18 protein-coding genes are annotated in these 21,266 nt (G+C 38.0%); 12 read left to right on the top strand and 6 right to left on the bottom strand.

Features of this window, described 5'->3' with window-relative positions; translation table 11 throughout:
- Positions 1-366: 366 nt before the first annotated feature.
- Genes CDZ94_RS11990 through CDZ94_RS12010 form a run of 5 tightly spaced genes read right to left on the bottom strand, consistent with a single transcriptional unit; the run spans position 367 to position 5,554 of the window.
- Positions 367-1,542 carry a YkvI family membrane protein gene (locus tag CDZ94_RS11990; protein ID WP_096437338.1) on the bottom strand — a complete coding sequence of 392 codons (1,176 nt, stop codon included), beginning with the start codon at positions 1,540-1,542 and terminating at the stop codon, positions 367-369.
- 23 nt (positions 1,543-1,565) lie between these two features.
- Positions 1,566-2,708, bottom strand: coding sequence for an o-succinylbenzoate synthase (menC, locus tag CDZ94_RS11995; protein ID WP_096437340.1), 1,143 nt, complete (start codon positions 2,706-2,708; stop codon positions 1,566-1,568).
- A 19-nt stretch (positions 2,709-2,727) separates the two neighbouring features.
- Positions 2,728-3,558, bottom strand: coding sequence for a GNAT family N-acetyltransferase (locus CDZ94_RS12000; RefSeq protein WP_245415734.1), 831 nt, complete (start codon positions 3,556-3,558; stop codon positions 2,728-2,730).
- Positions 3,542-4,687, bottom strand: a complete 1,146-nt coding sequence (locus CDZ94_RS12005; RefSeq protein ID WP_096437342.1) for a M20 peptidase aminoacylase family protein — start codon at positions 4,685-4,687, stop codon at positions 3,542-3,544. Before CDZ94_RS12005 ends, CDZ94_RS12000 begins: the two co-directional genes overlap by 17 nt.
- A gap of 24 nt (positions 4,688-4,711) precedes the next feature.
- Entirely contained in the window at positions 4,712-5,554 is an 843-nt protein-coding gene (locus CDZ94_RS12010; protein WP_096437344.1) for a MurR/RpiR family transcriptional regulator, read from the bottom strand.
- A gap of 966 nt (positions 5,555-6,520) precedes the next feature.
- Here CDZ94_RS12010 and CDZ94_RS12015 point away from each other — a divergent pair.
- The 12 genes from CDZ94_RS12015 to CDZ94_RS12070 all read left to right on the top strand — a co-directional run bounded on the left by CDZ94_RS12015 (position 6,521) and on the right by CDZ94_RS12070 (position 18,929).
- Positions 6,521-7,081: a helix-turn-helix transcriptional regulator gene (locus CDZ94_RS12015; protein WP_096437346.1), complete on the top strand. Its 561-nt coding sequence runs from the start codon at positions 6,521-6,523 to the stop codon at positions 7,079-7,081.
- Between the two features lie 21 nt (positions 7,082-7,102).
- A complete protein-coding gene (locus CDZ94_RS12020) occupies positions 7,103-8,029 on the top strand; it encodes an ABC transporter ATP-binding protein (RefSeq protein WP_096437348.1) in 927 nt (308 codons plus the stop codon).
- Positions 8,022-8,813, top strand: a complete 792-nt coding sequence (locus CDZ94_RS12025; protein WP_096437350.1) for an ABC transporter permease — start codon at positions 8,022-8,024, stop codon at positions 8,811-8,813. The genes CDZ94_RS12020 and CDZ94_RS12025 overlap by 8 nt, the downstream gene beginning before the upstream one ends.
- An 820-nt stretch (positions 8,814-9,633) precedes the next feature.
- A complete protein-coding gene (locus CDZ94_RS12030; protein WP_096437352.1) occupies positions 9,634-11,265 on the top strand; it encodes an ABC transporter substrate-binding protein in 1,632 nt (543 codons plus the stop codon).
- Positions 11,266-11,296: 31 nt separating this feature from the next.
- Positions 11,297-12,265 carry an ABC transporter permease gene (locus CDZ94_RS12035; protein WP_096437354.1) on the top strand — a complete coding sequence of 323 codons (969 nt, stop codon included), beginning with the start codon at positions 11,297-11,299 and terminating at the stop codon, positions 12,263-12,265.
- Between the two features lie 53 nt (positions 12,266-12,318).
- On the top strand, positions 12,319-13,140 hold the full coding sequence (locus CDZ94_RS12040; protein WP_096440808.1) for an ABC transporter permease: 822 nt from the start codon (positions 12,319-12,321) through the stop codon (positions 13,138-13,140).
- Between the two features lie 19 nt (positions 13,141-13,159).
- A complete protein-coding gene (locus tag CDZ94_RS12045) occupies positions 13,160-14,173 on the top strand; it encodes an ABC transporter ATP-binding protein (RefSeq protein WP_096437356.1) in 1,014 nt (337 codons plus the stop codon).
- Positions 14,170-15,198, top strand: coding sequence for an ABC transporter ATP-binding protein (locus CDZ94_RS12050; RefSeq protein ID WP_096437358.1), 1,029 nt, complete (start codon positions 14,170-14,172; stop codon positions 15,196-15,198). The genes CDZ94_RS12045 and CDZ94_RS12050 overlap by 4 nt, the downstream gene beginning before the upstream one ends.
- Positions 15,177-16,130, top strand: a complete 954-nt coding sequence (locus tag CDZ94_RS12055) for a DUF1177 domain-containing protein (RefSeq protein WP_096437360.1) — start codon at positions 15,177-15,179, stop codon at positions 16,128-16,130. The genes CDZ94_RS12050 and CDZ94_RS12055 overlap by 22 nt, the downstream gene beginning before the upstream one ends.
- On the top strand, positions 16,114-17,373 hold the full coding sequence (locus tag CDZ94_RS12060; protein WP_096437362.1) for a M20 family metallopeptidase: 1,260 nt from the start codon (positions 16,114-16,116) through the stop codon (positions 17,371-17,373). Before CDZ94_RS12055 ends, CDZ94_RS12060 begins: the two co-directional genes overlap by 17 nt.
- Positions 17,374-17,418: 45 nt before the next feature.
- Positions 17,419-18,201 carry an IclR family transcriptional regulator gene (locus CDZ94_RS12065; RefSeq protein ID WP_245415735.1) on the top strand — a complete coding sequence of 261 codons (783 nt, stop codon included), beginning with the start codon at positions 17,419-17,421 and terminating at the stop codon, positions 18,199-18,201.
- A 59-nt stretch (positions 18,202-18,260) separates the two neighbouring features.
- A complete protein-coding gene (locus CDZ94_RS12070; protein WP_096437364.1) occupies positions 18,261-18,929 on the top strand; it encodes an AroM family protein in 669 nt (222 codons plus the stop codon).
- A 197-nt stretch (positions 18,930-19,126) separates the two neighbouring features.
- Here CDZ94_RS12070 and CDZ94_RS12075 read toward each other — a convergent pair whose 3' ends face one another.
- Entirely contained in the window at positions 19,127-21,253 is a 2,127-nt protein-coding gene (locus tag CDZ94_RS12075; protein ID WP_096437366.1) for a HelD family protein, read from the bottom strand.
- Positions 21,254-21,266 lie beyond the last annotated feature (13 nt).

Raw genomic sequence — 21,266 nt, forward strand, 5'->3', positions numbered from 1 at the left:
TCATTTGAGTAGTTGAAAGGCTGTTTTTTGAAAGATTGTTGCTTTTTGATAAGATTATCGCTCGAATTCGCTACAGGGACGGTAGATTTCCACGGGCGTCAGCTAATTTCGTTCATGATTCTCGCGTTTTTTAAAGTCTCCCTTGAGACGAGACTGTCCACTTATAGATTCTTACCTTTCTAAAAAAAAGCGCAAGGCGCCCGCGTCCCCGTCGAAATGTTCTATCCGGTAAAAGTGCTTTTTACTTTTAATCGGACAGGTTATTTGACACGAGCAGATTGCGCCTTGCGCTAGATATTATATAGGAAGCAGGATAACCGTCCTATGCTTCCCCTATGTCTTCGAACAAGAGTGGTGACAGGCACCCTATAAATTCACTTCCTTTTCCGAATCTTTTAAGCCTTCCTGAGGTTTATGTTTCACGATATAGTAAACGCCAATTGTAAGCATGGGAATCGCATAGAAGATAATCATTCCATAAGCCATCCACGTGTAACCAATGGCAATTAGATCAATAACGCCTACTTGAGCGAGTAGAACCGCAAGAACAAGGGCAAGTATTGCGATGACGCCATTGTTTGTTTTGCTCAGTCGTTTATTAACTTTTTCCTCCAGGTTCCTGTTCACTCTATCAATAAATGCCCGGATCATTCCGGTAGCTGTTTCAATCAAGGTCCAGCCCACGATGATACCGAAGAGAACGACCACCCAGCCGCCATAACCTTCAAGCATGACCAGCCATGGTACGGAAGCCCCCATTACATTTTCCGATGGGTAAAATCCAAGTAAACTGAAATAGGTAAGAAACCAAGGAACGGTCATAAACACACCTGCAATCAGTCCTGAAGTAAGCGCTTCTTTTCTCGTTTTTTGTCTTTTTACTGTAAACAGGGAAGCTGGATATACCGCAAGATTGTAACCTACATATAAAATGCCGCTCCATAAAACTGGCCACAAGTTTATGTTACCTTCCACAAAACTCGTATCTCCTGTAGCTAATACTTCTCTTGCATCTCCCCATGTTGAGCTTATAATAAGAACACTAAAGAAAATATAGCTAATTAATAAGGCAGTCGTTCCCACAGTTTTAAAACGCTCGATAAACCCTTCCCCGAAAAAATTTAATAAACCTACAATAAGGGTAATACTCAGGACACCGACCCAATAATTTAACCCTAGGGTACTGTTTAATATTTCACCGGTTGCAGAGGCCATCACAGCGATAATTAATATAGCAAGAAGCAAGTAAAGCGCATCATAAAAGATCCAAGCCTTACCAATTAATCTCTTTAATAGACTTCGGTAGTCATAAGCTTTAAACATCCTGGCCAATTCGAAAGTCAACATCGCCATGACTGAAAAACCTATAAATATTCCTATTCCACCAAGCCAACCCATCGCTCCAAACTTCGCACCGTACTCGACAATCTCTCTTCCGGTAGCAAATCCTCCTCCGATTAAGACAGACTGCAGAATAATCCCCGGAAGTATGTACCTTCCAAACGCACCGTCAAAAAAACTGTTTTTGTTCTCTTTTTCCAAACTCTACTCCTCCTTCACATTAACTATTGGCTTGCCTCCTTGTGGAATTCCTGTTTTTCTAGGGTGCTTTCCTCTAAGACTTGGCGGTTAATATGGTAACCAATTCCCGGAACTTCTGGGATTTGGATGACGCCGTTTGAAACAACAACCTCTGGATCGATAATATCGTTTTCCCAGTAGCGAGAAGATGCTGCCGTGTCACCTGGCAGTGTGAAATTCCCGAGACTTGTCAGCGCGATGTTGTGAGCACGACCTACTCCTGCTTCAAGCATGCCACCACACCAGACTGGAACATTGTTTTTTGCACAGTAATCATGAATTTTCTTCGATTCAGTCAATCCGCCGACCCGGCCGATTTTAATATTAATGATTTTACAGCTGCCTAATTCCAGTGCTCTCCTTGTGTCATCCAAGGAATGAATGCTTTCATCTAGACAGATCGGTGTTGTTACCGCTTTTTGCAACGTGGCGTGATCGACAATATCATCATGAGCCAATGGTTGTTCGATCATTGTAAGATTCAATTCGTCCAACTTTTTTAAATGGTCAAGATCGCTTAAAGTATAAGCCGAATTGGCGTCAGCCATTAACGCGATGTCTGGAAATGCCTTTCTCACTTCTTTTAATACTTCCACATCCCAGCCCGGCTTTATTTTAATTTTCATTCGCTTGTATCCTTCATCCACAAACCTGCCGACAGTTGAGAGGAGTTCCTCTACCGAAGGCTGAATGCCGATACTGATCCCTACATCAATTTCCTTTTTGTCACCACCGAGTGCTGTCGCAAGGGGAACCTGATTCTTCTTCGCATAAAGGTCCCAAACCGCCCCCTCCAGAGCGGCCTTTGCCATATTATTTCTTCTGATGGCAGCAAAGTGCTCCGAGACTTCATCCGGGTGAGTAATCGGCTTCTCGAGAAGAAGAGGGATTAAAAAATCACGCATCATATGCTCATTTGTCTGAACTGTTTCTTCACTGTACCAAGGACTTGAGAAAGCAACAGACTCGCCAAACCCTTCTCGTCCCTCTTGATCACGCGCTTCTACGACAAAGAAATCCTTCTCCTGAAAGGTACCAAAGCTTGTAGAAAACGGCTCCTTCAACTTCATTCTCACCTTATGCAAAATCACCTTATCAATGGTTATTGGCTCTCTTGTGATCGTCATTGTTTTCTCCTCATTTCTCTTAGGACTTTAAACTGCTTCTTTTCTTAAATTCATATAAACATCTATTATTTGCTTCATCCTTTGTTAGATTTTCCGCCACATAGCCAGAGGTCATCAAGGACATAATCGCTTGTCTTGTTTTTAGTCTCCAGTCAGTAGCAAGGCCATGATCTTCTTTTTTTATCGATTGAAAATCAAACGGGATCGGGACTGAAAAGCTGTTTTCAGCTGTATTTATTTTGTCGATAAGAGGTTCACCTGCAGTAAGGAGCCCATGCTTATTTAACTGTGTATGAAAGAACATCGGACCACCGGCTACCTTGGTTTTCACGCGATCGTTAACATGCCCGCTGTCAATCCACCATTCAATTAAAAATCGGTCACTTGGTAGTCCTGCATTGAGAGCATCATCCATAACACCGTAATAATTCTCCAAGTACTTCGCTCCGATTCCGTTAAGCTTTGTTAAGTTCAAGTAAGCATTAACACTCTCCAAAGGGTCGAACGTCCATGTTACGAGTTTATAACCTTTATCAAGCGCAATCTGACGCTGCGTTTCCTTCATTTTTTTCCCAAGACCGATTTTTCGATAGTGAGGGTGGATACCAAGCATATGTGAGCAGAGATAAACATTTCCGTCTTTAAATCCCGGGAAGCTGTATAAAAAACCAATCATCGTTTCCTTCTCATAGGCACCGAGCATTAAACCTCCATTGTTTACAGCGGTATACGTTTGATGAAAGGGGATCGGCTTCATTTTCCAGACTTCTTCTTCAAGTTTCGCCACTTCATTCATATCTCGTATGGAAGTTAATTGCCGACACGTGATGTGATCAGTTATTGCCTTCAACCGGACTTCCCTCCTTTAACGTTTGTTCGACAGTCTCAGCAAGGATCTGAATGCCAGCAAACAAGGCATCTTTATTGAAGGTCATCTGCGGATGATGCAAACCTGGTGTTAGCCCGCAACCGAGACCGAGCATCGCCGCTTTTAGAGTAGGTTTTTTAATCGTGTAAAAGTGAAAGTCATCCCCACCTGTCGTTACAATCGGCGGACAGAGGTTGTCTTCACCTACTACTTGCGTAATCGCTTGACGTAGGAAGCCGATCGCTTCCTCATTCGATTCCGCTGCCGCGATATTTGCACCTGTTTCCAGGCTAATAGATACACCATAATAGTTTTCAAGAGATGCCGTAATGGCTTCTACTTTGGAAACTAACTGCGCCATTGTTTCATTTTTCTGTGCTCGTAAATCAATACTAAAGGTAGCCGAGCCGGGAATAATGTTGGCACTTTCTCCACCGGCATGAAAGGACGTCATTTTAACAGAATAGGTGTCCATTGGATTAAGATGGATACCGTTAACCATGTTTACTAGGCTTGATCCGATCTCAATCGCATTATTACCAAGATGGGGTCTGGCACCATGAGCATCATCACCTTTGATTTTCCCTAAAAGAAAGCGAGCTGCACCGTGAAGAATAGCCGGTGATGCGAGACCATCTGCTAATTCATTATCTGGGCGGAGATGAACACCGTACAAATAATCTACGTCGTCGATCACGCCTTCCTCGACCATTTTTAAAGCACCGCTCCCTTTTTCTTCGGCAGGCTGAAAAATAAAGCGGACGGTTCCCTTAGGCAAATCAGACCGTTTCTGCAATGTCAGAAGAACACCTGCTGCTATTGCCATGTGGGCATCATGACCACAAGAATGGTTCGCTTGAAACGTTTCGCCAACTTCTTGCCAAAGAGCATCAATATCCGCCCTTACCGCTACAACCGGCGAACCTTCCCCTATCTCACCAATAACTCCGGTACAGTCCTTAAACAAACGAACCTTCGCGTTATTTCTTTCTAAAAACTCCGTAAGAAACGTTGTAGTTTCTTCTTCCTTCCAGCTCACCTCAGGATTTGCGTGCAAATAATTAAATATCTCTGTCACTTCTTCTTTTATCGTTTGCGTAACCATTTTCATAATCAGTCTCCTTTTTGCGTGTCATCAAGCGAAGAAGTTTTTCACGTGAAATTGTTCATACGCTTCTCTTCTTTTTTCAAAATCAGCCTCATTCTCCATCGCTACCGCGGAAACAAGGGCATTCATTAATGAAAAAACTGCCGGTGCTGCGTCCAAGGTGGACCTCACCGGAAGCTGAATAGGCAATAGCAAACTTGCCGACTCTCTAATGGGCGCTCGTTCATTATCTGTAACTCCAATCACAAAAGCGCCTCTTTTCTTGGCTTCCTCGGCAAGATGTAGTGTATCGAGAGCGTAACGATGGAATGAAAAAGCAACGACTACACTTTTTTCATCCATGGCGGATAAATGTAAAAACACATCATCAACATCGGGTCGGTAGCAGTTCGTATTCCCTTTAACTAAATTAAGGGCAAACGTAAACCATTGAGCCATCCCATGAGACGACCTGACCCCGGATACGAGGATTTTCTCAGCTGTAGAGATCCTCTCAACAGCTTCATTAAACGTTTTCTCTTGAATCCCTTCTGCTGCTATTTGAATATGCTTGGCGTCTGTATGCATCACTTTTTTATAAATGTTCTTTTCTGTATCCGCATCGATTTTAGAACTATATGCTTGTAGCGTGCTCCTTTGATTAAAAACAGCCTGCTTCACCTCTTTTTGCAGACTGCTGTAGCCTTTAAAATCTAGTGCATGACTAAAGCGAATCACGGTCGTTTCACTTACACCAATCTTTTTACCTACTTCACCTGCCGAATACAACGCAAAACTTTCAGGCTCTGTCAGCAAATGAAGCGCGACCTTTTTTAATCCACTTGATAAGTTGTCATAGTGATGATTAATCTTAGATAATAAAACCTGCATCTTTAACCTCCATAGAACATGTAGTGAAGGGAATCCTTCAAATCTTATAAAATGAAGGAAATACTTTTTTAAATCGTAACATCAGATCAGAATATTCGCAATATTTAATTTGATAGTGGGACATGGGGACAGGTTCCCTGTCCCAGCTGCTTTTCTCGCTGGAGTCGCTGCCTTTCTCTCTTTTGTTCTATAAGTCAATAACTACAATCTACGCGAAAAGTGCCTTATTTTAAAATACCCTGTAATTTTTTGTATTTTCAAATAAACGTTTGATTAAATCGACTTTCTTCATCAATATTCCCCAGGAAATTGATTTTCTCGTGAGAATTCTTCTTCGAGTATGACGACACTTAAAGTGTTATGAGATAAGAGAATGCTCTACTTTAAAGCCACACCTAATCAATCTTTACGAGGATTGTTCAGCAAATGATCGAACCGAGAATTTCCTACCGAGGTATACCATACAATTTGTTGACGAACTGAATATTTAACGGCCTATACCAGAAGCTGCGAAAAGTACCCTAAACACATTAAATGGTAGGGAAAAATGCTGACAAAACAGATAACCTTGTCACTTCCTCACTTCCCTTGTCTAACCTGCTGATTTTAAATAAACGTTTAATTAAACATACATGAAGTGACAAGGAAACCTGTTATTCGAGCTCAGTTTTTAATAACATCTCACGGCACTATTTGAAGAACATGGAGAAGATGTAGTCAAAGACAAATATGGTTTAGAAGACGTTTTAGATAAGGCAGATTATTGTATATGTAACAGTAGACAAACTCAAACCATATTTAGATACGTTAATAAAAATAATATGATCAAAGGGAATTTATTCCTACTCCAAACAGAAAAATAAAAGCCTTCTCACCTATGTAAACTAATCGTTGTCATATGTATACCAAGGGTTTATCGATTTATTGTGACTGTTAGGATAAAGTGAAAATGAAAGGAGAATGAGAATGAAAATTGGTGAACAGATTCGAATGCTTCGTAAAAGTGAAAGCCTTTCTCAAGAGCAATTAGGGGAAAAACTTAATGTCTCCCGTCAAGCTGTTTATAAATGGGAAAGTGATAAAGGTTATCCTGATATTCAAAACTTAATTACATTAAGTGAATTGTTTGATATCAGCATAGATGAACTGATTAAAAAAGATAGCGTTTTTCAACAGAGAATAATAGTAAAAGGAGGAATCATATCTAATCGACGCCTTTTATCGTCGTTAAATTATTTCAGTATTTTTTTTGCTCCTTTCTTACTCCCTTTTATTACGATTTGCGTTGGCGAAAAGGATATAAAAGGTCATGGAAAAAGAGCTTTTATATCCCACTCTATTCCTGTAGTTATATACGTAATGATGATGATTGTATTTTACTTATCTGCATATTTAACAGGGGCAGATCAACCTAATTCCATTTTGGTTATTTTTGGTGCAACGAGCTTAGCTGTTACCACAATTAGTGTTGTTATTTGGAATGTGATTCAAGGCATCAAAGTGCTTAAAATCCCCCTTAAAACATGAAATTAATGGAGATGAATATTTATGGACAATACACCCATGTTGCAATTAAAAAATGTTAGTAAGACACTTGGGAGCAAAGTGGTTGTAAATGATATAAGTTTAGATATACATTCTGGTGAAATATTTGGATTATTAGGCCCAAATGGGGCTGGAAAAACGACCACCATTCGTATGCTTGTTGGATTACTATCAATAACAGAAGGAAAAGTATTAATGAACGGTGTTAATATTGAAAAAGATTTTGAACTAGCAATTTCTCAAGTTGGGGCGATCATTGAAAATCCTGAATTATATGATTATTTAACAGGTTATCAAAACTTGATCCACTTTTCTCGTATGTCTGGAAATGTTTCGAAAGAACGAATCGATGAAATCATTCAAATGATTGGATTGGAAAATGCGATTCAAGCGAGAGTGAAGACATATTCGTTAGGTATGCGCCAACGCTTAGGCTTGGGTCAAGCTCTTATGCATTCCCCATCAATACTCATATTAGATGAACCAACAAACGGATTAGATCCATCAGGTATTCGTGAGTTTCGTCAGCTTTTAATAAAGTTAGCAAAAAAAGGAAAAATGGCTGTTCTTGTGTCGAGTCATCTCCTCGCTGAAATGGAAATGATGTGTGATCGGATAGGGATTATTCAACACGGGAAATTAATTGATGTTCAATCGGTACACGACTTTGTTGAATCAGAAAAAAAATTGACCGTAACTTTTACCGTTGACCGAGTTGATTTAGCAGAACAAACTGTACAACAGGAATTCGATAATAAGTCATATAGCGTAAGTCACAAAGCCATTGAAGTACATCTAGAATACAATCAGGTTCCGCAAGTGACAAAATCCCTGGTGGAAAAAGGAATTAAAATATACGGCATTACATCAACACAGAAAACGCTGGAAGATAAATTTCTCGAAGTAACAGGAGGTAAACCAATTGTTTAACCTATTTGCCTGTATTAAAAATGAAAATATGAAAATCAATAGCCGACTCGGAACGAAAATAATGGCTGGTACATTAATTCTAGCTGTGTTTGTTGCTGGTTTAATCCATAATTATTTGCCCGAAGCCCCTGCGTCTATGTGGGAATTTTTATATGTTAATTTAGAAATTTATGTTTCCATTATCGTCTTGTACGCTGTCATTATAGCTGCGGGGAATATTCCGACTGAGTTTTCGAAAGGCACCATCAAGCTGCTACTCATACGTCCAATTAGTCGATCCAAAGTCCTGTTATCCAAATATATCGCTACTATTCTATTTTCACTTGGTATGCTCGTAAGTACATTCGCTTTATCCCTTTTAGTCGGCGGTATATTTTTCGGATTTGATCCTCCGTCTCAAGCAAACCTAATAACAATGAGCGGTAGTCCAGTGGAAAATGTTATCCCTCATCTTACCAGCGTGACTGCATTTATCTTTATCGATATGCTGATGATGATTACTATTGCCTTTATGATTTCCACTATTTTTCATAATAGTGCAATGGCCATTGGTCTAGTGGTATTTTTGAGATTTGCCGGCCCGAATATTGTGATCGCTCTTCATCAATACGATTGGGCAAAATACATTTTGTTTGCTAATTTGAACTTAAGACAGCATATTGGTGGTGCTTCATATATAGAAGGATTGACTATGACCTTTTCTGTCATTACGCTTGCTGTTTATTTCCTTATTTTCATCACCCTAACTTGGTGGATATTCAATAAAAGAGATATAACTGCTTAGGAATGGGAGGGACATGGGGACAGGTCCCAACAACAAGTTTCGCGAGGATCGTTAAACAAATGATCGAACCGAAAATCTCCTACCGAGACTATGTCATACGATTAGTAAAGCACCAAAATGGCTGACTGAAAATTCAACGGCCTATAAAATTAGCTGGGAAGAAATCAACTGTCATCCTGATCAAATTCGTTTTGGTCAAGAGTACCCTGAACACATTGAATGGTCGGAAGAATGCTGACAACAATCAGATAACCTTGTCTTTCCTCACTCTACTTGTCTAATAAACTGATTTTCAATTCATGTAGATATATTTTTTCCAAAGTTTCTAATAAAACTCATTTTTGTCATTAAGATTGAAATTAGGGAAGCTGTCTTTCTCATCAATTTTCTTCCCTCTACTTAAGTCCTTTCATGCCCAAGTAACGGTGATTGCTAAGTATATTAAATATTATCTCTATGTGATTTGAGATTCGTGAAAAACATTAGTTCTCCCGTATACAGATTCATAACCAGGAACATTACAGTTCAAAGAGCAGCTTTTATCTCCCAACTGATTCTCCATTATTCTCCCTCTTAAAATGATTACCTTCCTAATTCAGTACCTCCTCCCTGCCCTTTCCCAAAAAACGACCTTTGAAATGAAAGAAATACACCGATCATCATCTTTGTTAAGCAATAAAGTATAAAATCTCCATGAAATATTTTAGAAAAAAACTGAATCTTTTTAATTTTATGTTTACACCCTTCTGTATTACTGATAAACTCATGTTTAACAAATAGTAAACTATTGGTTCATTATTTGAAAAAAGGAGTGAAATTTATGGGGAGAAAATTTAGGTTGATGTTGTTTTTGTCAGTAATGTTAATACTTACGTTAGCACTAGCTGCTTGTGTTGGAGACCCTGATGACGAGCCCGCTTCTAATGAATCACATGATGACACTTCCGATGAATCGAATGAAACCACCAGTGAGGATAACAAATATGGGGGGGTATTAACTGTCGCAATGATTGACTCTCCTATGAGGTTAGATCCAATTGACTACAGTGGTGTTTATGAATCACATGTTATTCGAAGTATTGCTGATACGTTAGTTGTATATAGTGAGGATTTATCTGAGATTGAACCTTCACTTGCTGAAAGTTGGACAATCTCTGATGATATGATGATCTATACTTTTGATTTGAGAGAGGATGCATATTTTCAACCGGGAGAGTTCCAGGATGGAAGACAAATGACAGCAGAAGATGTGAAATTTAGCTTGGAACGTTCTGCTAATGATTCTGCAATGAACCGTTTAAGGGGAATTGAATCTGTTGAAGTGATAGACGAGTTTTCTATTGAAATTCACCTAACAGAACCGAATGCAGCCTTAATGGCGATGTTAACAGATGCTGGTAACTCAATCCTTCCAAAGGATGAAGTTGAAGGGCATGGAGATGATTTCGGTGTAAATCTAGTTGGGACAGGACCTTTCTCTCTAGAAGAATGGGCGACCGACGATTATATTCAATTAACTCGCCACGATGATTACTGGGGTCAAACAGCATTTATAGATGAATTAATTTGGAAATCTATCTCAGATAGAAACATGATGGTAAATGCTTTAAGAACCGGTGAAGTAGATATTGCTATTGGAATTGATGGGCAAAATAGGCAGATCGTCGAAGAAGAGGAAGAAATATCTTTATTAACAACTCCAGGATTATCGATTGAATATGCCGCTTTGAATATGGATAGTGGTCCAACAGCGGATAAAAAAGTACGAGAAGCTCTCAACCTCGCAACAAATGTAGATGATTTAATAGAAGGCGTTTTCCAATGGGGCGGTGCGGAGAGATCTTATTTACCGCTTCCTCAAGATTCTTGGGGTTACTTTGAAGAATTAGAGGTAGAAGTCCCAGGCTATGACCCTGAAAGAGCAAAAGTGTTAATGGAAGAATCCGGTTACCCTGATGGATTTGAAACAGATATTTACGTAATTGAGTCTCGCTCTTCCCACGCACAAATTCTTCAAAATCAATTGAAAGAGAACTTGAATATTGATGCAAGTGTAAATGTGGTCGAATGGGGTACTTTTAGCGAAACCGCAGCAAGCGGAAATGCCCCCATTTATATAATGGGATGGTCTTGGTACCCTGACCCTGACTTCTTCCTGTATCAAATGCTTCATAGTGATCAAATTGGCTCTTTGGGAAATGGCTATGGTTACCATAATGAGGATGTGGATGAACTATTATCGTTAGCTGTATCGGAAACTGTCGATCAAGAAGAAAGAACTGCTATCTATCATGACATCTTAGAACTAGTAGTTGAGGATATGCCAAGAATTGAATTGACAAACGTTGAAATTACAGCTGGGGTTAGAAATAATATACAAGGCTTTAATGTAAGAGCCGATAATACTTTTATTATTACGAACGATACCACAAACGTATGGAAAGAAGATTAATCAATCCAGGTTTAGCTGGAGGTGGGGAATATTGATAAAATTTATTCTAAAGAGATTTATAGACTTAATACCTACGTTACTCATTGTCATCACCATTGTTTTTGTCATCACTAGAATAATTCCTGGTGATCCAGCTATCGTACTGCTGGGTCCCCAGGCTAGTGTTGAAGACGTTAACGAAATGAATCAGAAATTAGGGTTAAATGAGCCCATCTATAAGCAATACTTTCATTACATTGCAAATTTACTTCAAGGTGATCTAGGTGATTCTATCGCCTATAATAACCAATCGGTAGCCGGGTTGATTCTAGAACGATTCCCCAACACTCTTATTCTCGGAATCAGCGCTATTCTTATTGCTCTCGTTGTAGGAGTTACTGCTGGAGTGGTGGCAGCTGTAAAACAAAACACGGTTATTGATTACTCGGTAATTGTCATGTCACTCGTCGGAGTTTCCATGCCAGTATTTTGGCTGGGTCTTATGCTTGTTCTTCTATTTAGTGTTAATCTTGGCTGGCTTCCAAGTATAGGGATAGGTAATTTAGAAGATGGTTTTTGGAATTTCATTAAATATCTCATATTACCTAGTATTGCTCTAGCAACAATACCAATGGCAGAGTTCGCTAGGATCACCCGTTCGAGTATGTTAGAAGTCGTCAACCATGACTACATTAAAACGGCACGCTCTAAAGGCTTAAGTGAACTTCGCGTTATTTGCAAGCATGCTTTTAAAAATTCATTGACCCCTTTATTGACTGTATCTGGCATGCAAATTTCTATGATGCTAGGTGGAGCCATTTTGACTGAGACGATTTTTAGTTGGCCTGGTGTCGGAAGATTAATCATAGATGCCATAGATAAAAGAGATTTTATGGTTGTTCAAGGGACTGTTCTCTTTATCGCCATCGTTTTCGTTCTAGTTAATCTTGTTGTCGATATTTTATATAAGGTCGTAAACCCTAGAGTTAATTATTCAAGTGGGAAAGGAGGCGGCAAATAGTGGCTTCTGAAAATGCTGTTCATTATATAGAAAAAAAAGAATCCTATATTTTCATGAAAAAACTACTTAAAAATAAATTATCTGTTTTTGGTTTATTTATTATTATTTGTACTTTCATTATGGCAATTTTTGCTCCACTTATTGCCACTCACTCTCCTAATACTATGAATGTAGGTGCTCCCCTGCTTGGACCTGGTGAAGAAGGTTTACTGTTAGGTACAGATAATTTTGGAAGAGACTTATTTAGCCGAATAATCTATGGATCACAAATTTCCTTAATCGTCGGTGTGCTTTCCGTAACATTTGCAGGTATAGTAGGAACATTACTCGGGTTAGTATCTGGTTATTATGGTGGTCGGGTCGACTCCATTATTATGAGAGCAATGGATGGTTTGTTTGCTTTTCCATTCATTCTACTCGCCATTGTTTTAATGACTGTTTTAGGTCAAGGGTTATTTAACGTCATTATTGCGATAGGAACTGCTATTATTCCTGGATTTGCGCGAATTGTACGAGGTCAGGTATTGAATGTAAAAGAGGAAGAATTTATTGAAGTAACAAGATCACTAGGAGCGAAAGACGGGAAAATAATATTTCATCATATCCTTCCAAATTGTACAGCACCTATTATTGTGTACGGTACAATGGCTATCGCTGGGGCGATCATTTCTGAAGCTGCTTTAAGCTTTTTAGGATTAGGTGTACAACCGCCAACAGCATCTTGGGGGAGCATTTTAAGAGATGGAAAAGACTTTTTAGTTCTGTCACCCCACATGGCAACATTTTCGGGATTAGCCATCTTATTGTCTGTATTAGGATTCAATGTATTTGGCGATGGCTTACGTGATGCATTAGATCCGAAGATGAAACTTTAAATCTTTTGGAGTGATAAATGTGCAAAACACAGATAAAATTCTTGAGGTAAAAAACTTAAATGTCCATTTCCACTCATCATCAAGTATCGTTAGAGCAGTCAATGGAGTAAGCTTCGACTTAAATTGTGGCGAATCCTTAGCTATTGTCGGCGAATCAGGTTCTGGTAAAAGTGTTACTGCGACGTCGATACTCGGGCTCCTTCCAAAACAAACTGCAAAAATTGATGAAGGACAAATCATTTACAAAAACAAAGATTTAACAAAAAAATCAAATAGATACATGAGGAAAATTCGTGGAAATGAAATATCTATAATCTTTCAGGACCCAATGTCTTCTCTTAACCCTGTATTTACTATTGGGAATCAAATTATTGAGGTTTTGAGACTACATCAACGTATGAGTAAAAAGCAAGCTAAGAAAAAAGCGGTGAAAATGCTTCAGTTAGTTGGTATTCCTGAAGCCGAGAAACGTATTGACGAATATCCACATGAATTTTCTGGTGGAATGAGACAACGAGTGATGATCGCCATGGCGCTATCTTGTGAGCCTAACCTTTTAATTGCTGATGAACCTACAACAGCATTAGACGTGACTGTACAAGCTCAAATTCTAAAATTAATGAAAGACCTGCAAAACCAATTTAATACCTCTATTATTTTAATTACTCACGATTTAGGAGTCGTATGGGAGAGCTGTGAAAAAGTACTCGTTATGTATGCAGGTAATGCTGTTGAATATACTTCTGCAAAACGTCTTCATGAACAACCGTTGCATCCTTACACTTGGGGGCTACTTGACTCAAGAATAAGTGCTAACCATGAAAAACAGAAAAAGCTTCAACCCATTGAAGGGTCTCCACCAGACTTAAATAAAGATTTAAAGGGATGTCCGTTCGCTCAGCGGTGTAACTACGCAAATGGCATTTGTATTGAGGTTAAACCTCCGCTTGTAGAAGTTGAGGAAGGTCACCAAGTAGCTTGTCACTTTCAACAAAAGGATCAACGACTGGTTAGGGAAGGTGACTATTTATGAGTGAACCATTATTAAAAGTAGAAAATTTAAAGAAGCACTTCCCTATCAATGACAATTTCTTTTTTTCGAAGAACTCTCAGTATTTAAAGGCTGTTGATGGCGTTAATTTAGAAGTTTTTAAAGGTGAAACATTTGGAATTGTAGGAGAATCCGGATGTGGAAAATCTACCTTATCTCGAGTAATCAATAAACTCCTATCTCCCACTGATGGGACAGTTTCCTTTATGGGAAAAAAAATCTCAAGCCTATCCAATTCAGAGCTAAGAGACATGCGAAAGAAAATTCAAATGGTTTTCCAAAACCCTTATGGTTCTCTTGATCCTCGGAAAACAATCGAATATTTAATCATGGAGCCATTAAACATTCACGGTGTCGGCACCATTCAAGAAAGAAAGAAAAAAGTTCACGAAGTACTTGAAAGAGTTGGACTTAATACTGCTCACTCCAAAAGATATCCACATGAATTTAGCGGAGGTCAACGTCAGCGAATTAATATCGCTCGAGCCATTATTTTAAACCCTGACTTAATTATTTGTGATGAGCCTGTTTCTGCACTGGATGTTTCTGTGCAAGCACAAATAATTAATTTACTTAAGGATTTACAAAGTCAGTACAACCTCACCTATTTATTTATTTCACATGACCTTGGAGTCGTTCGCTATGTAAGTGATAGGATCGCAGTCATGTATTTAGGGAAAATTGTTGAGCTTGGGAGTTATAAAGATATTTATAACAATCAGCAGCATCCATATACAAAAGCTCTTTTGTCTGCAACACCCATTGAAAGCCCTTTTGAAAAAAAAGAAAGACTTTTACTATCCGGGGAAACCCCAAGTCCAATTAATCCACCATCCGGTTGTCCATTTCATAAAAGATGTCCGCATGTAGTTGATGAATGTATGAGTAAGACCCCTGAACTTAGAGAATTTATACCTGGACATTATGCAGCGTGTCACCTTATGGGCAAAATTCCTCAAATAAAGAATATAAAGGAGAGAGAAAAATGTCATTCAAACATGTCATAGAAATGTATGAAATATTAGACACACCGAAAGCATCTGGAGCTATAGTTGCAAAATATTTTGAGGAAATTGGTAAAACGGAAGATGTTGTGGTTAAAAAGGTAAATGGAGAACAAGGTTCAACTGATTTTATTAAAATCTTAATACGCGGAGAAAACGGAAAATCTAATGGTGGAAATGCACCAACATTAGGCATTATCGGTCGATTAGGCGGCTTAGGTGCTAGACCTTCTCAAATCGGATTTGTGTCTGATGGAGATGGAGCATTAGCCTGTCTCTCTACTGCTGCCAAGCTTAGTTTAATGCAAAAGGAAGCAGATGTGTTACAGGGAGATGTTATTTTATGTACACACATTTGTCCAAATGCCCCTACCACACCTCATGAACCCGTTCCGTTTATGGGTTCTCCAGTAGGTATTGCTGAGATGAATAAGTATGAAGTTTCAGAAGAAATGGATGCTATCCTTTCTATTGATACAACGAAAGGTAATTTAATCGTAAACCATAGTGGATATGCAATCACCCCAACGATTGTGGAAGGCTATATCTTAAAAGTAAGTAATGATTTACTCGACCTTGTACAGCAAACTTCCGGTAAATTACCTGTTACTCTGCCGATAACAACACAGGACATCACTCCCTACGGTAACGGATTGTTTCATGTAAATAGTATCGTGCAGCCATGTACTTCTACCAATGTCCCTGTTGTTGGAGTAGCCATAACAACAGAAGTAGCTGTGGCCGGATGTGCAACTGGCGCTACTCATTTATCTGACGTTGAAAAAGTGGTTCGATTCACCATTGAGACAGCAAAGTTATTTGGTGAAAGGAAGTGTGATTTTTACGACGTTGATGAATTTGCACGAATAAAACAATTGTATGGCAGTATGAGTCATTTACAAACTCTTGGAGTAAAGGATGGTCAACTTGGATAACGTAGAGCAACGAATTAATTCATATATTGAGGAACATTCTTCCGACCTGGTAGAGTTATGTAGTAAACTCATTCAATTTAATAGTGAAAATCCGCCTGGTGATTCTGTTCCAATCAATAAATTTATCGAGACATTTTTAAAAGAGGTAAATGTGGAAATGGAGTGGCATAAAGCAGGGGATAATATGTGGAACCTTACATCCTCCATCGGGTCAAAAAAAGGAAAAAAACTTATCTTTTGTGGTCACACCGATGTTGTTCCGGCAGGTGATAGAAATAAATGGGAATTCGATCCTTTTTCAGGAGAGGTTAAAGACGGATGGATCCTAGGTCGTGGTGCTAGCGACATGAAAGGAGGACTAGCTGGGCTTGTCTTTACAACCTATGTGCTTAGTCGATTAGATATCGAATTAGATGGAGAACTAATTCTTGCCATCGTTCCGGATGAAGAAACTGGTGGAGAACTGGGTGTCCCTTGGCTTTTAAATAACAATCTAATTAGTGCTGATGGTTGTATTATTGCTGAACCCTCCTCTCCATTAAACCCAACGATAGGACAAAAAGGATCCTGCTGGTTTCAATTACATGTTTACGGCACTCAAGCACATGGAAGTTTAGCACCTCTCGCCGGAGATAATGCTATATTGCACGCTATGAAAGCCATTGAAAAAATTAACAAAGTATGGGATGTTAATGTTTCCATACCCTTGGAAGCTCAGCGACTTATTGACGTTTCCAAAGAGTACATGAAGGAAAATGAACGATCTCAATTTATAGATATCCTTGAGAAAATTTCAGTGAATATTGGAACCATTCATGGTGGTACCAAATCCAATGTTGTTCCTGACCAATGCACCATAGAGGTTGATTGCCGAATTCCCTTTGGTATTACCCATCAAGATGTATTAAATTTTGTGAAAAAAGAGCTAAATCACATGGAAATCGACTATGACATTGAACCATTCGGATTCAAAAGTAATGCTAATTACACCAGTCCAGAAAACCCTGTATGTGAGGCAGTTATGGACAGTATTGGAAAGGTTACGAATCAACCTGCCTACGGTGTAATGCAGTGGGCAAGCAGTGACGCGAGACATTTTAGAACGCACCATATACCAGTTTTACAGTATGGCCCAGCGTATTTACCTAGCATTCACAACTTTAATGAAAAAGTAAAAGTAGAGGATGTTATAAGATGTGCTAAAGTATATGCTATGACTGCTTTAAACTATTTGAAAAAGTAAGAACCTTGTACAAATGAAAAATAACTTATAAACAGAAAGCGTAGTGTGAGTACATTGTTAAAAACGGTAGACTTAGCTTTAAAAATTTTATTGATGTTTATCAACAAATCGACATGGAGCTCAAGAGAACTAGCAAAAGAATTAGATATGAACCACTCAAACATTTATCGAATCCTAACGACATTAGAAAACAATAAATTCTTGTTAAAAGACGATGAAACGAAAAAATATTCTCTTAGTATATCAGCTTGGGAACTAGGTATGGCCATGAATGACCAAATCAAATTGTCTAAATTAGTTAGACCCAAAATGAAAAACTTAATGCAAACAACTGGAGAATCTATCTTTTTAACAGGATTAGACTCCCTAGAGGGAATTACTTTAGATTGTGTTGAACCAGAAAATAAGGTGAAATTTTCTGTAACGATTGGTAGTCGTGCCCCACTTTACGTCGGGGCTTCTTACCTTGTCATCCTTGCCTATATGGAAGAAGAAAAAATAGATAAAGTATTAAGAGGAGAGTTAAAGCCCTTTACTAAGAATACAAAGACAGACCCTAAGAGCATAAATGAAATGTTAGTACAAATTAGGGAAACAGGATGGGCGGTATCTGAAGGTGAATACACTCCAGATGTCATAGCAATAGCATTCCCCATTTTTGATTTTGAAAATAAAATAATAGGTTCATTAACACTGTCAGGCCCCACTTATCGAATGCAAGAAGAAAAAATTCGCCAGCACCTAATTGAATTAGAAAATACAACAAAAGAGATCACTGATGACATTAATAAGTATAGTTTAACTTTAAAAAGATATTTTAACTCTTAACTAGTAGCATATTCATTACTCAATTAGCCTTTTAATTCACTTAGGGAGGAGAATTTAACGTGCCAAAGTTTGGCTTGATTACAATCGGTCAATCTCCAAGAACTGACATGACACCTGAGATGAAAGCTGTCATGAATAAGGATGTTGAATTAATTGAATTAGGGGCATTAGATCATTTAACTAATGAAGAAATTAGGAAACACCGCCCAGTAGATGGTGACCAAACATTAATTTCCAGATTAGCAAATGGGGATGAAATAAAAATCAGCAAACGTACCCTCACCCCACTTATCCAAGACAAAATTTATCAATTAGAGTCACAAAATGTAAGCGCTATTATACTTGTTTGTACAGGTAGTTTCCCTTCATTTCATCATCAAAAGCCTATTTTGTACCCAGATAAAATTGTATACAAAGTTGTTGAAGGGCTTCTTAAGCAGAATAAATTAGGAGTGATAGTTCCACTACCAGATCAAGTTGAAGACATGGCATTGAAATGGAACAGTAAAGCTTTTATAACCAAATGTGTATATGCCAATCCTTACAAGAATAACACTGAATCATTTGTATCTGCTTCAAAAAAATTGGCTGAAGAAGATGTAGATTTAATCGTCTTAGATTGTATGGGGTACACTGAAAGTCAGAAAGAAATAGTGAAGGTACATGTCAACTGCCCGGTGATTTTATCAAAAACTATAATTGCCCGAGTTGCAAATGAGCTACTATAAAAAACCATTAGTTACACAAAAACTAGCAAAGTACATCACACGGTAGGAAAAAATGCTGACAACATTCGGCTATCCTTGTCACTTCCTCACTCTCCTTGTCAAACCTTCTGACTTTAAATAAACGTTTAATTAAAACACGTGAGGTGACAAGGATGGCCCTCGAGTTGAGTTTTTCGGCTCCTGACTAGCTATTACTCTTAGGATAATGAGCTATCTTCTAAAATTAATGGTGATGGCATATCAGTACAAATTAAATATAAGTAATGTAGTGCTCGGGTACACCCGACATATAATAACTTAGCATCTCTTTCACTAAGAGCATATTGTGTTTCATTAACATTAACAAGTAGAACAGCATCAAATTCTAATCCTTTTGACATATAAATCGGTATAACCGATACTCCACCTTCATAGCTTTGGTGTTTGGAATCAACATAACTTACTTCAACTCCAGATCGAGAAAGTTCATTAGCAATTTCCTTACATTCTTTTTGAGTCCTTCCTATTACTCCTACTGTATTAACATCTTTTTCTTTTAAGCTGTTTAAGACTTTAATGATGGAAGCAACTAATTCTGGTTTGCGTGTACCGATTACTTGAACATCATCACCACTTCTAAATACAGGTTTTGCTAGACTAACAGGTTTCCCTACCTTTGAAATGACTTTGTTAGCAAAAGTGATGATTTCCATTGTTGATCGATAGCTGGTTTCTATTTGATGATATTTCACGTGTTCAGAAGGAAATAAATTTATGAATTCATTCCAATCAGTAATCCCCTTATAATGATGTATTCCTTGAGATAAATCTCCTAAAATTGTCAATGAATGTCCACGTGTTTTTTCTGTTAATAAAGCTAATTGGAATGGGGAAAAATCTTGGGCTTCGTCGATGACAATATGGTCAAACTTCTCACTTTTATCTCCCCCGTAAAACTTATTTTTAATGTAAACGATTGGTGCAAGATCTTCATATTCGATTATATTTTGTTTAAGCAAAGATTGTGTTGACTCATAAACTTCCTTAGGTATCTGTTCAATTAAATCATTTGGAACATATCTTTTTTGTTTCGTCTGTAAAAATATCAGCTTGTAAAAATCTATTGGTGTATGTACTTTCCATTTTCTTAAATAAGAACGCAATTTTTGATAGGACTTCTTCTTATAATCTCTTCTTTGCAAGGGCTCTACTTCTTTTAATTTTATTTCAATCCACCTTTTTATTCGTGCTTCAATCCGTTCTCTTCTTTTTAATAATGGGTATGATTTGTACTCTTGATATAACCAATCAGATATCAGATTACGGCTTAAAACCGTATTCTCCCACGGTTGAAAATCCTCCTTTGGAGCATAGTTCTTCTCATAATATTCTAAAATACTTTCTACCAAAATTTTAAAGTCCATCGAGCCTTTGTATCTTCCAAAAGTATTCTGATTCTGTTCATTTACTCTGTTCTCGAACCAGTCTTTATAATATTCTGATTGAGGATTTAAACTTACTTCTTCGTCCAACTCTTTTAATGCCCATTGTTGAAAAACAGTTTGCTGAATGTTTCCTACACCTAGTTCTGGTAACACATCGGAGACATAATCTAAAAACATATTATTAGGGGCAAAAATAATCATTTTTTCAGCCTGTACATTTTCTTTATAATGATATAAAAGATAAGCTAGACGATGGAGAGCTACTGTAGTTTTACCACTCCCCGCTACCCCCTGAATAACTAAAGCTCTATTCTTGGGCATCCTAATTATTTTGTTTTGTTCAGCTTGTATACTTGAAACGATATCACGTAATTTACTATCTTTATTTTCACTAAGTTTATATAGTAGAAATTCATCTGTTCCAGATAAATCTTCTGCTCCTTTTTTATAGCTATCAACTACTCTTTGTAATTCTTTATTCCGTACTACAATATTTCTTTTTAATAAGATATCTCCTTCAATAATACCCTCTGGGGCTTCATAATAGGCTAAGTCTTCTCCTCCACTGTAAGAGTAAAAAAGACTTGCAACAGGAGTTCGCCAATCGACTACAAGTAAATCTCCATTGTTTTCCTCCTCTTGGACTCCATGTTTACCAATATAAAGTGGGGCAATTTTTTCTTGATCGGCTTCTTGAAAATCAAGACGCCCAAAGTAAGGTTTATCTAATGCATTCGTAAGGTTTTTTTTAGTCTTCTCCCTCATATCATCGATCATTTGCTCTACATTACTATTACCAACATATTTTGGTATTTTATTTAACCTAACAAGCTGACTATTAATTTTCTCCGTAATTCGTTCCAGATGCTTAGCTTCTTTCTGAAAACTATTTGAACTCATATGTAATACCTCC

Source organism: Alteribacter populi (assembly GCF_002352765.1).
Lineage (GTDB): Bacteria > Bacillota > Bacilli > Bacillales > Salisediminibacteriaceae > Alteribacter > Alteribacter populi.

Excerpts from the sequence above, each read along its gene's own strand:
- CDZ94_RS12020 (WP_096437348.1), top strand. The coding sequence starts at position 7,103 with ATGGACAATACACCCATGTTGCAATTAAAAAATGTTAGTAAGACACTT.
- CDZ94_RS12055 (WP_096437360.1), top strand. The coding sequence starts at position 15,177 with ATGTCATTCAAACATGTCATAGAAATGTATGAAATATTAGACACACCG.
- CDZ94_RS12040 (WP_096440808.1), top strand. The coding sequence starts at position 12,319 with ATGAAAAAACTACTTAAAAATAAATTATCTGTTTTTGGTTTATTTATT.
- CDZ94_RS12075 (WP_096437366.1), bottom strand. The coding sequence starts at position 21,253 with ATGAGTTCAAATAGTTTTCAGAAAGAAGCTAAGCATCTGGAACGAATT.
- CDZ94_RS12015 (WP_096437346.1), top strand. The coding sequence starts at position 6,521 with ATGAAAATTGGTGAACAGATTCGAATGCTTCGTAAAAGTGAAAGCCTT.
- menC (WP_096437340.1), bottom strand. The coding sequence starts at position 2,708 with ATGACGATCACAAGAGAGCCAATAACCATTGATAAGGTGATTTTGCAT.
- CDZ94_RS12030 (WP_096437352.1), top strand. The coding sequence starts at position 9,634 with ATGGGGAGAAAATTTAGGTTGATGTTGTTTTTGTCAGTAATGTTAATA.
- CDZ94_RS12060 (WP_096437362.1), top strand. The coding sequence starts at position 16,114 with ATGGTCAACTTGGATAACGTAGAGCAACGAATTAATTCATATATTGAG.
- CDZ94_RS12005 (WP_096437342.1), bottom strand. The coding sequence starts at position 4,687 with ATGAAAATGGTTACGCAAACGATAAAAGAAGAAGTGACAGAGATATTT.
- CDZ94_RS12050 (WP_096437358.1), top strand. The coding sequence starts at position 14,170 with ATGAGTGAACCATTATTAAAAGTAGAAAATTTAAAGAAGCACTTCCCT.
- CDZ94_RS12010 (WP_096437344.1), bottom strand. The coding sequence starts at position 5,554 with ATGCAGGTTTTATTATCTAAGATTAATCATCACTATGACAACTTATCA.